General features: G+C 51.0%; 10 protein-coding genes, 1 tRNA gene and 2 rRNA genes. 6 read left to right on the top strand and 7 right to left on the bottom strand.

All coding sequences use genetic code 11. The features are described from left to right. Positions 1-34: 34 nt before the first annotated feature. The 4 genes from QUF14_RS16485 (at position 35) to kgtP (ending at position 5051) form a co-directional block, all read left to right on the top strand. A tRNA-Glu gene (locus tag QUF14_RS16485) sits at positions 35-110 on the top strand. A 194-nt stretch (positions 111-304) separates the two neighbouring features. Next, positions 305-3209: ribosomal RNA gene (locus tag QUF14_RS16480) — 23S ribosomal RNA — on the top strand. Positions 3210-3304: 95 nt separating this feature from the next. Next, positions 3305-3420, top strand: a 5S ribosomal RNA gene (gene rrf / locus QUF14_RS16475). A gap of 332 nt (positions 3421-3752) precedes the next feature. Then, on the top strand, positions 3753-5051 hold the full coding sequence (gene kgtP / locus QUF14_RS16470) for an alpha-ketoglutarate permease (protein ID WP_000140612.1): 1299 nt from the start codon (positions 3753-3755) through the stop codon (positions 5049-5051). On the opposite strand, the gene QUF14_RS16465 is transcribed toward kgtP, so the two are convergent. The 5 genes from QUF14_RS16465 to trxC form a co-directional block, all read right to left on the bottom strand. Then, entirely contained in the window at positions 5048-5371 is a 324-nt protein-coding gene (locus QUF14_RS16465) for a YfiM family lipoprotein (RefSeq protein WP_001221087.1), read from the bottom strand. The genes kgtP and QUF14_RS16465 overlap by 4 nt on opposite strands. Before the next feature lie 44 nt (positions 5372-5415). Then, a complete protein-coding gene (gene pssA, locus QUF14_RS16460; RefSeq protein ID WP_000949265.1) occupies positions 5416-6771 on the bottom strand; it encodes a CDP-diacylglycerol--serine O-phosphatidyltransferase in 1356 nt (451 codons plus the stop codon). 113 nt (positions 6772-6884) lie between these two features. After that, on the bottom strand, positions 6885-9545 hold the full coding sequence (gene patZ / locus QUF14_RS16450) for a peptidyl-lysine N-acetyltransferase PatZ (RefSeq protein WP_000083014.1): 2661 nt from the start codon (positions 9543-9545) through the stop codon (positions 6885-6887). Between the two features lie 31 nt (positions 9546-9576). Further along, complete coding sequence (gene tapT, locus QUF14_RS16445; protein WP_001354828.1) at positions 9577-10275, bottom strand: tRNA-uridine aminocarboxypropyltransferase; 699 nt, start codon at positions 10273-10275, stop codon at positions 9577-9579. Positions 10276-10343: 68 nt separating this feature from the next. Continuing rightward, complete coding sequence (trxC, locus tag QUF14_RS16440) at positions 10344-10763, bottom strand: thioredoxin TrxC (RefSeq protein WP_001098726.1); 420 nt, start codon at positions 10761-10763, stop codon at positions 10344-10346. 206 nt (positions 10764-10969) lie between these two features. On the opposite strand from trxC, the gene QUF14_RS16435 reads away from it, so the two are divergent. Beyond that, positions 10970-12007 (top strand): tRNA/rRNA methyltransferase, encoded by a 1038-nt coding sequence (locus QUF14_RS16435; RefSeq protein WP_000997419.1) that lies wholly within the window; start codon positions 10970-10972, stop codon positions 12005-12007. Positions 12008-12054: 47 nt separating this feature from the next. Here QUF14_RS16435 and ung read toward each other — a convergent pair whose 3' ends face one another. Further along, complete coding sequence (gene ung / locus QUF14_RS16430; RefSeq protein WP_001262701.1) at positions 12055-12744, bottom strand: uracil-DNA glycosylase; 690 nt, start codon at positions 12742-12744, stop codon at positions 12055-12057. A gap of 304 nt (positions 12745-13048) precedes the next feature. On the opposite strand from ung, the gene grcA reads away from it, so the two are divergent. After that, complete coding sequence (gene grcA, locus QUF14_RS16425; protein WP_000627804.1) at positions 13049-13432, top strand: autonomous glycyl radical cofactor GrcA; 384 nt, start codon at positions 13049-13051, stop codon at positions 13430-13432. Between the two features lie 55 nt (positions 13433-13487). On the opposite strand, the gene eamB is transcribed toward grcA, so the two are convergent. Beyond that, positions 13488-14075 (bottom strand): cysteine/O-acetylserine transporter, encoded by a 588-nt coding sequence (gene eamB, locus QUF14_RS16420; RefSeq protein ID WP_100733758.1) that lies wholly within the window; start codon positions 14073-14075, stop codon positions 13488-13490. Positions 14076-14143: the final 68 nt, after the last annotated feature.

Genomic DNA, 14143 nt, shown 5'->3' with positions numbered 1-14143 from the left:
AAATATCACGCAGCGCGTGATAAGCAATTTTCGTGTCCCCTTCGTCTAGAGGCCCAGGACACCGCCCTTTCACGGCGGTAACAGGGGTTCGAATCCCCTAGGGGACGCCACTTGCTGGTTTGTGAGTGAAAGTCGCCGACCTTAATATCGTTAAAGATGACTTACGAGTCATGTTTAAGATATTTGCTCTTTAAAAATCTGGATCAAGCTGAAAATTGAAACACTGAACAACGAGAGTTGTTCGTGAGTCTCTCAAATTTTCGCAACACGATGATGAATCGAAAGAAACATTTTCGGGTTGTGAGGTTAAGCGACTAAGCGTACACGGTGGATGCCCTGGCAGTCAGAGGCGATGAAGGACGTGCTAATCTGCGATAAGCGTCGGTAAGGTGATATGAACCGTTATAACCGGCGATTTCCGAATGGGGAAACCCAGTGTGATTCGTCACACTATCATTAACTGAATCCATAGGTTAATGAGGCGAACCGGGGGAACTGAAACATCTAAGTACCCCGAGGAAAAGAAATCAACCGAGATTCCCCCAGTAGCGGCGAGCGAACGGGGAGGAGCCCAGAGCCTGAATCAGTGTGTGTGTTAGTGGAAGCGTCTGGAAAGGCGCGCGATACAGGGTGACAGCCCCGTACACAAAAATGCACATATTGTGAGCTCGATGAGTAGGGCGGGACACGTGGTATCCTGTCTGAATATGGGGGGACCATCCTCCAAGGCTAAATACTCCTGACTGACCGATAGTGAACCAGTACCGTGAGGGAAAGGCGAAAAGAACCCCGGCGAGGGGAGTGAAAAAGAACCTGAAACCGTGTACGTACAAGCAGTGGGAGCCTCTTTATGGGGTGACTGCGTACCTTTTGTATAATGGGTCAGCGACTTATATTCTGTAGCAAGGTTAACCGAATAGGGGAGCCGAAGGGAAACCGAGTCTTAACTGGGCGTTAAGTTGCAGGGTATAGACCCGAAACCCGGTGATCTAGCCATGGGCAGGTTGAAGGTTGGGTAACACTAACTGGAGGACCGAACCGACTAATGTTGAAAAATTAGCGGATGACTTGTGGCTGGGGGTGAAAGGCCAATCAAACCGGGAGATAGCTGGTTCTCCCCGAAAGCTATTTAGGTAGCGCCTCGTGAATTCATCTCCGGGGGTAGAGCACTGTTTCGGCAAGGGGGTCATCCCGACTTACCAACCCGATGCAAACTGCGAATACCGGAGAATGTTATCACGGGAGACACACGGCGGGTGCTAACGTCCGTCGTGAAGAGGGAAACAACCCAGACCGCCAGCTAAGGTCCCAAAGTCATGGTTAAGTGGGAAACGATGTGGGAAGGCCCAGACAGCCAGGATGTTGGCTTAGAAGCAGCCATCATTTAAAGAAAGCGTAATAGCTCACTGGTCGAGTCGGCCTGCGCGGAAGATGTAACGGGGCTAAACCATGCACCGAAGCTGCGGCAGCGACGCTTATGCGTTGTTGGGTAGGGGAGCGTTCTGTAAGCCTGCGAAGGTGTACTGTGAGGTATGCTGGAGGTATCAGAAGTGCGAATGCTGACATAAGTAACGATAAAGCGGGTGAAAAGCCCGCTCGCCGGAAGACCAAGGGTTCCTGTCCAACGTTAATCGGGGCAGGGTGAGTCGACCCCTAAGGCGAGGCCGAAAGGCGTAGTCGATGGGAAACAGGTTAATATTCCTGTACTTGGTGTTACTGCGAAGGGGGGACGGAGAAGGCTATGTTGGCCGGGCGACGGTTGTCCCGGTTTAAGCGTGTAGGCTGGTTTTCCAGGCAAATCCGGAAAATCAAGGCTGAGGCGTGATGACGAGGCACTACGGTGCTGAAGCAACAAATGCCCTGCTTCCAGGAAAAGCCTCTAAGCATCAGGTAACATCGAATCGTACCCCAAACCGACACAGGTGGTCAGGTAGAGAATACCAAGGCGCTTGAGAGAACTCGGGTGAAGGAACTAGGCAAAATGGTGCCGTAACTTCGGGAGAAGGCACGCTGATATGTAGGTGAAGCGACTTGCTCGTGGAGCTGAAATCAGTCGAAGATACCAGCTGGCTGCAACTGTTTATTAAAAACACAGCACTGTGCAAACACGAAAGTGGACGTATACGGTGTGACGCCTGCCCGGTGCCGGAAGGTTAATTGATGGGGTTAGCGGTAACGCGAAGCTCTTGATCGAAGCCCCGGTAAACGGCGGCCGTAACTATAACGGTCCTAAGGTAGCGAAATTCCTTGTCGGGTAAGTTCCGACCTGCACGAATGGCGTAATGATGGCCAGGCTGTCTCCACCCGAGACTCAGTGAAATTGAACTCGCTGTGAAGATGCAGTGTACCCGCGGCAAGACGGAAAGACCCCGTGAACCTTTACTATAGCTTGACACTGAACATTGAGCCTTGATGTGTAGGATAGGTGGGAGGCTTTGAAGTGTGGACGCCAGTCTGCATGGAGCCGACCTTGAAATACCACCCTTTAATGTTTGATGTTCTAACGTTGGCCCGTAATCCGGGTTGCGGACAGTGTCTGGTGGGTAGTTTGACTGGGGCGGTCTCCTCCTAAAGAGTAACGGAGGAGCACGAAGGTTGGCTAATCCTGGTCGGACATCAGGAGGTTAGTGCAATGGCATAAGCCAGCTTGACTGCGAGCGTGACGGCGCGAGCAGGTGCGAAAGCAGGTCATAGTGATCCGGTGGTTCTGAATGGAAGGGCCATCGCTCAACGGATAAAAGGTACTCCGGGGATAACAGGCTGATACCGCCCAAGAGTTCATATCGACGGCGGTGTTTGGCACCTCGATGTCGGCTCATCACATCCTGGGGCTGAAGTAGGTCCCAAGGGTATGGCTGTTCGCCATTTAAAGTGGTACGCGAGCTGGGTTTAGAACGTCGTGAGACAGTTCGGTCCCTATCTGCCGTGGGCGCTGGAGAACTGAGGGGGGCTGCTCCTAGTACGAGAGGACCGGAGTGGACGCATCACTGGTGTTCGGGTTGTCATGCCAATGGCACTGCCCGGTAGCTAAATGCGGAAGAGATAAGTGCTGAAAGCATCTAAGCACGAAACTTGCCCCGAGATGAGTTCTCCCTGACCCTTTAAGGGTCCTGAAGGAACGTTGAAGACGACGACGTTGATAGGCCGGGTGTGTAAGCGCAGCGATGCGTTGAGCTAACCGGTACTAATGAACCGTGAGGCTTAACCTTACAACGCCGAAGATGTTTTGGCGGATTGAGAGAAGATTTTCAGCCTGATACAGATTAAATCAGAACGCAGAAGCGGTCTGATGAAACAGAATTTGCCTGGCGGCCTTAGCGCGGTGGTCCCACCTGACCCCATGCCGAACTCAGAAGTGAAACGCCGTAGCGCCGATGGTAGTGTGGGGTCTCCCCATGCGAGAGTAGGGAACTGCCAGGCATCAAATTAAGCAGAAGGCCATCCGTCAGGATGGCCTTTTTGCGCTGGTGCGGAAAAAATGCCGGATGCGACGCTGGCTGCATCTTATCCGTCCTACGCTCCCACATAAGCCAGATTCAACAGCGAATACGGCTTCCCCAAATTGCCCACTTAAATACTTCCTCCTTACCAGAAATCTATCCTTAAGCTCCTTAATAACCATTTTCCTGCTAACTAAATTCATGGTTAAGGTTGCATAATGATGTGCAACAAATGTATAACATTTTCTTTACCAAAAAAATAAACAACAGCGACCGACAAAAGCATCGGATTACGGCAGGAGACATAATGGCATGACTGAAAGTACTGTAACGGCAGACAGCAAACTGACAAGTAGTGATACTCGTCGCCGCATCTGGGCAATTGTGGGGGCCTCTTCAGGTAATTTGGTCGAGTGGTTCGATTTCTATGTCTACTCGTTCTGTTCACTCTACTTCGCCCACATCTTCTTCCCTTCCGGGAACACGACGACTCAACTACTGCAAACAGCAGGTGTTTTTGCTGCGGGATTTCTGATGCGCCCAATAGGCGGTTGGCTATTTGGCCGGATAGCCGATAAACATGGTCGCAAAAAATCGATGCTGTTATCGGTGTGTATGATGTGTTTCGGCTCACTGGTTATCGCCTGTTTGCCAGGCTACGAAACAATCGGTACCTGGGCTCCGGCATTATTGCTTCTTGCTCGTTTATTCCAGGGATTATCCGTTGGCGGAGAATATGGCACCAGCGCCACCTATATGAGTGAAGTTGCCGTTGAAGGGCGCAAAGGTTTTTACGCATCATTTCAGTATGTGACGTTGATCGGCGGGCAACTGCTAGCTCTACTGGTTGTCGTGGTTTTACAACACACCATGGAAGACGCTGCACTCAGAGAGTGGGGATGGCGTATTCCTTTCGCGTTAGGAGCTGTGTTAGCTGTTGTGGCGTTGTGGTTACGTCGTCAGTTAGATGAAACTTCACAACAAGAAACACGCGCTTTAAAAGAAGCTGGATCTCTGAAAGGATTATGGCGCAATCGCCGTGCATTTATCATGGTTCTCGGTTTTACCGCTGCGGGCTCCCTTTGTTTCTATACCTTCACCACTTATATGCAGAAGTATCTGGTAAATACTGCGGGAATGCATGCCAACGTGGCGAGTGGCATTATGACTGCCGCATTGTTTGTATTCATGCTTATTCAACCACTTATTGGCGCGCTGTCGGATAAGATTGGTCGTCGTACCTCAATGTTATGTTTCGGTTCTCTGGCAACCATTTTTACCGTTCCTATTCTCTCAGCATTGCAGAACGTTTCTTCGCCTTATGCCGCTTTTGGTCTAGTGATGTGCGCCCTGCTGATAGTGAGTTTTTATACTTCAATCAGTGGAATACTAAAGGCTGAAATGTTCCCGGCACAGGTTCGCGCATTAGGTGTTGGTCTGTCGTATGCGGTCGCCAATGCTATATTTGGTGGCTCAGCAGAGTACGTAGCGTTGTCGCTGAAATCAATAGGAATGGAAACAGCCTTCTTCTGGTATGTGACCTTGATGGCCGTGGTGGCGTTTCTGGTTTCTTTGATGCTACATCGCAAAGGGAAGGGGATGCGCCTTTAATTATGCGCCAACTGCCAGACGGTATAGCCAGTAGTTGCACCGGCGACATCCCAGGTAAAATCTTTCCAGCTCCAGCCGCTCCCCTCGGGGCGGCTATCCCAAAGTTCTTTTGACGCGCCCAGCCCAACAGAGAACATCAGCCCGAAAGTGGCACTGCGATCGCGACTCATCCCCTGATGCTGTGAATATTCATTTCCGGCAGCGGAAAGCATCGCCGAGGCGATAAAGTGTTGAGCTTTATCCTGCCCGCTCCAGCTATCGTTAGCCATATGGCTGCATCCAGAAAGTAACAATAGCGAACAGACAAAAAGAATACGCAAAACGTGGCCTCCAAAAACAAACCCCGTACAGGACGGGGTTGTGATTACAGGATGCGGCTAATTAATCGGTCGATGCGGATACGGCGCAAACGGCGGATAAGTTTACGAACCTTCACCGGATAATCGGCAATGCTTTGCAGATCGCGGTAGTGCTTAACGATGGTGGTATGCTCGCGGATCAGTTCCAGTTCTTTCTCACGCTGTGGCGCAAGTTCCAGTTGCGGATCGTGAATCAAAATGGCGTTTTCCAGATCCAGACGCCAGGCGCGTGGGTTCAGGTTATTGCCGGTGATCAGCATCCACTTATCATCAACCCACATCCCTTTCAGGTGATAGGTGTTGTCGTCGTCTTTCCATAACCGAACCACTAACTGGTCAGTATTGACGTAATACTGCAAACGGCTCAGGAAACGACGCAGATTGATCTCATAGAGATAAGGCAATGCGCCAATTATCTTGAAAGGTTCATCTTCCGGAATGTAGAAGTCATTCGCGGTTTTATCACCAACAATAATTTCGACCTTTTTCCCTTCGCGCAGCAACTGGATGATATTGCGCACAAGGATTGCTGGCAGGTTGAAGTATGGCGTACAGATGGTTAGTTTCTGCTCGGCACAAGGCATAAGGTGGAAAATGGTCTTGTTCAACAGACTCGATTTCCCCAGGCCCACCAATGGCGTAACAGAAAGCTGATCGTTATCAGCATCACCCTGGAAATGATAAGCGGCATCACGCAGCTCCTGGCGGAACAGGCGAATGTCGTTCTTGATTTCCGGGCTTTTTGGACGATTAACATCATCCAGACGATTAACTCCGCGACCATTCATTATATTCTGTGTAACCCATTCGAACATAATGTCTGACATCTTGCGGTTACGAATCAGATGATAACGGTCGTAGCGGTATTTATCGTGCTGATGCAGATAAACATCGTTCAAGCTGGCACCGCTATAAAGAACGCTATCGTCGATGATAAAGCCTTTAAAGTGCAGAACGCCAAGGGCTTCACGGGTATTGATTGGAACGCCATAAACCGGAACATCTACGCCCGGATTTTCCTGCGCCATGCGGCAGTACCAGTCAGCGTTAGTATTAGACGCCGCAGCACCAATGCGTCCACGTTGTGCACGATGCCAGTCGACCAGCACCCGCACATCCAGTTCCGGACGCTGCCGTTTAGCCTCATACAACGCGTTCAGAATGCCTTTGCCACCGTCATCCTGTTCGAGATACAGGGCGACAATGCAAATGCGCTGCTTCGCGCTGGCTATTTTTTCCAGCAGCGTCTCCCGGAAGTCGGCGGGAGCGTAAAAGAAATCGACATCATCAACTGATTGAGAAATCTTGGGTAGTTGGGCAAGGTGTTGTTGATGTTTATTACGCTTAAATTTTGACAACATCACAGTGCATTTCTTCTCTGTTCATTGAAGGGTCCTCTGTGCAATGCAGACGACATAAGCGGGCAATAATAACACCAGTCCCGATTAAGTGGTCAACATTTCCAGTACCTTACTCATGATTCCTCGCGCTGGGCAAGATTTAGCGTAAGCCCAACGATCCCCTCTTCGAGCTGGATATCAACGTTAAACCCGAGCTTGCGGGCCAGCGCCACCATGCCACGATTGTTTGGCATCGTAATACCATTCAGACGTTGCAGTCCGTGATCTCGCGTATAGGTAATCAACTTTTCCATTAAGCGTCGACCTAAGCCTAACCCTTTGAGATCCGAGCGAACCAGCACGGCAAATTCGGCATCGATGTTATCAGGATCGGAGATCGCACGCGTGACGCCGAGGATCTCTTCCGTTTGATCAATACGTCGTACCGCTACAAACGCCATTTCCCGATCGTAGTCGATCTGCGTCATGTTGGCTAAATCTTCATGGGTAAATTCGTTGATCTCGCTAAAGTAGCGGTAATAAAGATCTTCTTTGGTGACTCGCGAAATGAATTGCTGAAGCTGTGGCTCATCTTCCGGCAAAATCGGGCGGAACAAGCAACGTTCGCCGTTTTTCAATTCTACCCATTCTTCCAGCTGATGAGGATAAGGGCGCACAGCCAGGCGACTCTCGTTATCGCCTTCAAACGGAGCGATATCCAGCGTGACATCAAGCGCGGTAAATTCATTGCCGGAAGCCAGCAAAGGATGAATATCCAGCCTCTGAATCTCCGGACAATCAACAATCAAGTTAGAAACCTGCACCAGTAACTGGCTTAATCCCGCCACATCCAGCGGGCGTAGCGCACTACGCGCACGAATCTTTTTACTTTTGATCCCCTGAATGACCAGATAACGTGCCAGGTTCATGTTCAGCGGCGGTAGTGCGACGACGGCTTGATCTTCAGGACGCCACTCCACACCGCCTTCGCCCAGCATGATCAACGGTCCGAAAACCGGATCGTGCTCAACCACTACTCGCAACTCCTGAGCGCCAGCACGGTTAGCCATACTTTGTACCAGCAGGCCGTGGATACGCGCCTGCGGCCAGGCCATTTTTACGCGATCGAAAATAGCATTTGCGGCTTGCTGGACTTCATTGGCTGTACGCAAGTAGAGCATGACGCCCTGAACTTCTGATTTATGTGGAATATCCGGCGAGCGTAATTTTAGTGCCACCGGATAACCAATCTGTTCGGCAATATGCACAGCCTCGGTGCTGTCAGTGGCAATCCAGGTGGGAAGTGTGTTCATGCCGTACGCTTGCAGGATAGGCTGAACTTCATGGGTATCGAGCGACGTTGCCCCTTCGACAATGGCCTGTTGCAACAGAAGATGCGCTTCTGCGGTATTAGAGGTCAGATTGCTGGGCAACGCCGGCGTTTCGCGTAGTTGCTTCTGATTACGCCGGTACTCCACCATATGCATAAAAGCGGTGATGGTTCCTTCCGGGGTGCGGTAGGTCGGCAGCCCGGCTTCGCTGAATAAACGTCGTGCCTCTTGCGAGGAGTGCTCGCCGCACCAGTTCGTCAGCAGAGAAACATACTTGCTGCGGGGATGATGCTTTACCGCTTCAATTAATGCATGTGCGCTTTCTGTTGCGGGAGCAGCGGCGCTGGGCGAATGAATAACCATCAGCGCATCAAAATCCTGACTGTGGAGCAGAATATCCAGCGTTTTAATATAATGCTCACTACTGGCGTCATCACGAAGATCGAGCGGGTTAGAGATTGCCACATGTTCTGGCAGTGCATCGCGCAATTTCTGGCAGGTTTCTTCACTGAGCGTAGCCAGCTTGCCATTGCGTGACCATAAGGCATCCAGCGCCAGTGCGGCAGGTGCTGCACCGTTGCTGATAATCATCAGCCGCTCTCCACGTAGCGGGCGCATATGGCTAAGGGTTTCGACTGCCGAAAACAGCTCGTGGGTATCCTGTACTCGCAACAAACCGGCGCGCTGAATAGCTGCATCCCAAGCAGGATCCATTCCTGCCGTGGTGTTCAGTAGTCGTTGCGCCGCCGGGCTACGTCCACTTTTAATCACCAGAATCGGTTTATTACGTGAGGCGCTACGTGCAGCCGAAACAAAACGTCGCGCATCACTTAATTGTTCGAGGTAGAGCAGGATTGCACTGGTTTTGCTGTCGCGCGCCAGATAATCGAGCAATTCATCAACGTCGATATCCAGGCTGTCGCCGAGAGCAATAAAGTAGGAAAAGCCCATTTCCCGCTGTTGTGCCCAGTCGAGGATGGTATTGGAGACGGCGGCAGACTGCGAAATAAACGCCAGTTTGCCGCGTTTAATCGGTACAGGCGAAAAGCTGGCATTCAGGCCTTGCCAGGGGGCCAGTAATCCCAGACTGTTTGGCCCCAGCAGACGCATGTTATGGCGCAGGGCGCAGGCGCGGAGATCTTCGTGTTGCGATACCGGGGCGGAAAGAATAATGCAGGTTTTACAGCCTTTCTCGCCGAGCTCTTCCAGAAGAGCAAGATTGCGGCTGGCATTGGTACATAAAACCGCAAGATCGGGTGTAAAGGGCAGGCTGGCAATATCCGGCCAGGCCAACACACCCAACACCGCTTTCCAGGCAGGCGTCACCGGGAGTACCGGCCCGTTAAATCCCCCCGCCAGCAGGTTACGCATCATCAGATAACCTGCGCGATTGGGTTTCATCGATGCGCCAATTACCGCAATCGATTTTGGTCGCAGTAATGCTTCCAGTCCTCGCTGACTCATATCGGTCTCCCGCAGAAGTGACCGAATGATTTTAAACGCTTTCTAACTGTTCTGCTGTGATGCTACCCAGATGTTGCGTTTTTCCTGCCAGATAGCGTGTTTTAAAGCGGGTGAAATACTCGCCTAGACCTGCCGCCGCTCCGGTATCGCCGGCCATATCTAACAGTGCGATGGCAACTTCGGCAGTGCAGTATTGGCCTTCAGCCTGGGCTTCACGCAGGCGATAGGCAGATAGCCGGGAAAGATCGACGGAAATGACGGGGAGATTATCCAGATACGGACTTTTACGAAACATCTTGCGAGCTTCCGGCCAGGTACCATCGAGCATGATAAACAGCGGTGGCTTACCAGCAGGTGGTGTAAAAATCACTTCCCGTTGTTCATTAGCATATGAGGCAGGGAAGACCACCACCGGTTGATAATCCGGGTTTTGTACCAGAGCCAGCAAATCCTGCGAGGGTTCGGTACGGGACCATTGAAACGCGACGGTATTTGGCAAGATATCGGCAATCAGACGCCCGGTGTTACTGGGCTTCATTGGCTCGGTGTCGAACATCAGCAAACAAAAGCGACTTTTAGCTTCCGCTGGAGTAATTGTCGAACAGAGACATAATTTCTCTGGCAAAAGACAGCGTTGGCAGCGACGAACGCGATTACCGCGGGCAAGAAAAGGACGTGTTGCGCGCGCAATACGCTCGGCGCGTAACTGGAGAACAGCGTTTTCGGTCATAAGAGAGCGTCGAAAAAACGCCATTGTCGCAGAGGAGAAAACGGGGCACAAGATGCACCCCGACAAGATTAAAGCGATTCGTTCAGCCAGCTATCGAAAGGTGCTTTTGGTACTGCGCCATTAAGCATGTCGACAACCTGACCGTTTTTGAAAATCATGATTGTCGGAATGCTACGAATACCAAAGCGGCTGCTTAATTCACGTTCAGCTTCGGTATTCACTTTCACAAAGCGCACTTTACCGCTACGCTCTTGCGCAACATCTTCAAAAATTGGTGCGAAATTACGGCAGGGGCCGCACCACGGCGCCCAGAAGTCGATCACCACAGGCAGATCATCTTTCAGCAATTTATCGAGCGTTTCACCGGTCGCATTAATCACCTCTCCGTCAAACAAGTCGTGACCGCAGCGTCCGCATTTTGCCGCATCTTCGATCCGATCGTCGGGAATGCGATTGATGGCCTGACAATGGGTACAAACGGTATTCATAACTAACCTCGGGATGAGTAAGGAGACTTATCGGCAACGACGCCGGTATGTTTCTAATATGTTACATATTATCGGGGACATTGTTCCAGACAACAATCTGTTTTATTCAATAGGTATGATAGTCGCAGGCTTTGGTACGAAATCATGGCGAACCGCGCGCACTTCGGGTAATCTGCGCGCTTCGCGCAGCGCTGGTGGAGAAAAGCATGAACGATGAGATGAAAGGTAAAAGCGGCAAGGTCAAAGTGATGTATGTCCGCAGTGATGATGATTCTGATAAACGTACCCATAACCCGCGTACCGGGAAAGGGGGCGGGCGTCCAGGAAAATCTCGTGCCGACGGTGGCCGTCGCCCCGCCCGCGATGACAAACAAAGTCAGCCCCGTGACCGCAAGTGGGAAGAGTCTCCGTGGCGCACGGTTTCCCGCGCGCCGGGTGATGAGACGCCGGAAAAGGCCGATCACGGTGGCATCAGTGGTAAAAGTTTTATTGATCCGGAAGTGTTGCGTCGTCAGCGTGCGGAAGAAACCCGCGTCTACGGCGAAAACGCCTGTCAGGCACTGTTCCAGAGCCGCCCCGAAGCGATTGTTCGCGCCTGGTTTATTCAGAGCGTAACGCCACGTTTTAAAGAAGCATTGCGCTGGATGGCGGCAAACCGCAAAGCGTATCATGTGGTGGATGAAGCGGAACTGACCAAAGCGTCAGGCACGGAACATCACGGCGGCGTTTGCTTCCTGATCAAAAAGCGTAACGGTACAACCGTGCAGCAGTGGGTAAGTCAGGCAGGTGCGCAGGATTGTGTACTGGCACTGGAAAACGAATCTAACCCGCATAACCTGGGTGGCATGATGCGCAGTTGCGCGCACTTCGGCGTGAAAGGCGTTGTGGTGCAGGATGCGGCGTTGCTGGAATCCGGTGCGGCTATCCGTACCGCAGAAGGCGGTGCAGAGCATGTTCAGCCGATTACTGGCGACAACATTGTTAACGTGCTGGATGACTTCCGCCAGGCGGGTTACACCGTAGTGACCACCTCCAGCGAGCAGGGTAAACCGCTGTTCAAAACCAGTCTGCCAGAGAAAATGGTGCTAGTGCTGGGTCAGGAATATGAAGGGTTACCGGATGCCGCACGCGATCCGAACGATTTGCGCGTGAAGATTGACGGAACTGGCAATGTTGCCGGGCTGAATATCTCTGTTGCAACCGGCGTTTTGCTTGGCGAATGGTGGCGTCAGAACAAAGCCTGATAAATCAGCCGGGTGGCAATTCTGCCATCCGGCGTTTTCCCTTAAATTTACTCACTCTCTGCCGGTAATACTGGCATCCAGTCAATCGGTTTCTCGCCACGTTGTTCCAGCCACTGATTTGCCAGCACAAAATGATTGCAGCCAAAGAATCCACGATGTGCAGAAAGCGGCGATGGATGCGGCGCTTTCAGTACGTGGTGGCGTTGCTTATCTATAATCGCCCCTTTCTTTTGCGCATGTGATCCCCACAACAAAAACACCACGCCTTCGCGGTGCTGGTTAATCAGGCTGATGACTTTGTCGGTGAAGGTCTCCCAACCGAGGCTGGCGTGGGAATGCGCCTGACCTGCGCGAACCGTCAAGACGGTATTGAGCAGCAAAACGCCCTGACGCGCCCAGCTCTCAAGATAGCCATGATCAGGGCGGGTAAAGCCGGGAATGGTATTTTCCAACTCTTTATACATATTCAGTAATGACGGAGGAATGGCGATTCCGGGACGAACAGAAAATGCCAGACCATGCGCTTGCCCGGGGCCATGATAGGGGTCCTGACCGAGGATCACGACTTTGACATCGCCCAACTCGGTAAAGCGAAAGGCGTTAAAGACATCTTTTTGTGGTGGATAGATAGTGATGCCGGACTGCCGCTCGCTGGCGACGGTTTGAAGGGTATTAAGGAAATAGGGTTGTTGCTTCTCTTCAGCCAGCACGTCATGCCAGGTTAATTCGTTAGCCATCTCGCTCTCCTGCGAATTTTCAATCCGCCTAGCTTAACTGCTTCTTTCTACAGAACAAAACCAAGCTCATTTTTTAGACTTTAATGAGTGCAAAAAAATGTAAATTGGTAAAATTTCACACCCGTATAAGTTGATGTAAAACAATAAAATCCATTTACGACCACACTTGATGCGTGGTTTTTATTGATTTAAATCAATGAATCAAGGGTGTTTGAGGAGTATATATACACTCAAGCAACAATGGTTTTACCAATTGGCCGCGACAGGCTAAACAAATCAAATAATTTTGCCGGGGAGGCATCACATGATTACAGGTATCCAGATTACTAAAGCTGCTAATGACGATCTGCTGAACTCTTTCTGGCTGCTGGACAGCGAAAAAGGCGAAGCGCGTTGCATCGTTGCGAAAGCAGGTTTTGCAGAAGACGAAGTGGTTGCAGTAAGCAAACTGGGTGACATTGAATACCGTGAAGTTCCAGTAGAAGTTAAACCAGAAGTTCGCGTTGAAGGTGGTCAGCACCTGAACGTAAACGTTCTGCGACGTGAAACTCTGGAAGATGCAGTTAAGCATCCGGAAAAATATCCGCAGCTGACCATCCGTGTATCCGGTTATGCAGTTCGCTTTAACTCTCTGACTCCGGAACAGCAGCGCGATGTTATCGCTCGTACCTTTACTGAAAGCCTGTAAGGTTTAAGTAGCAAGTTACTAAGCGGAAGAGGGCGACCTCTTCCGCTTTTTTTCATTAACAGAAAATGCGCACCGCGCAATAGACCAGCAACAACGCCAGCACGATATTTAACTGGCGACCATACTGGCGAAACAATCGCTGAAACAGATGCCCCGCCAGCGCCCAGCACACATTGCCAAAGGTCCCAATCATTGCCAGCAAAACGCTGACGCCAATCACCCAGCTTAACGCCTGCGTTTGTGGCAGGACAAATGTCGACAGTGCTGTAATGCCGTACAAAATAATTTTGACGTTCACAAACTGCAAAGCAAAGCTGGCCCAGAAGCTGATCGGTTTGGCCTGAAGTCCGTCTTCCTTGGTTGCACTGGTAGCGATTTTCCACGCCAGCCAGACAATATATGCCGCTCCTGCCCAACTCAAAAGGTGCACCGCTGCCGGGTCAATAACACCCAGTGAAAATGAAATTCCTGCACACAGTAACATCACAATCAAAAATCCCAGACTCATCCCTGCCAGCACGTGGGTACTCCGACGAAATCCATGCGACGTGGCAGAGCTAAGAGCGAGTATATTGTTTGGTCCTGGCGTCAGGGCGGTAATCAGAGTGTAGGTCCAAAAAGCACTTAAAAGGGTCGGTGTCACTTGTTATCTCCTCTGTTTTGGTAGACAGTACCCGACACAAAACATTTAAAAAAATGAATGTTTTAACA

The sequence above is a fragment of the Escherichia sp. HH091_1A genome, assembly GCF_030295175.1.
Classification (GTDB): Bacteria; Pseudomonadota; Gammaproteobacteria; order Enterobacterales; family Enterobacteriaceae; genus Escherichia; species Escherichia coli_F.
This window is presented reverse-complemented; position numbering and strand designations above follow the sequence as displayed.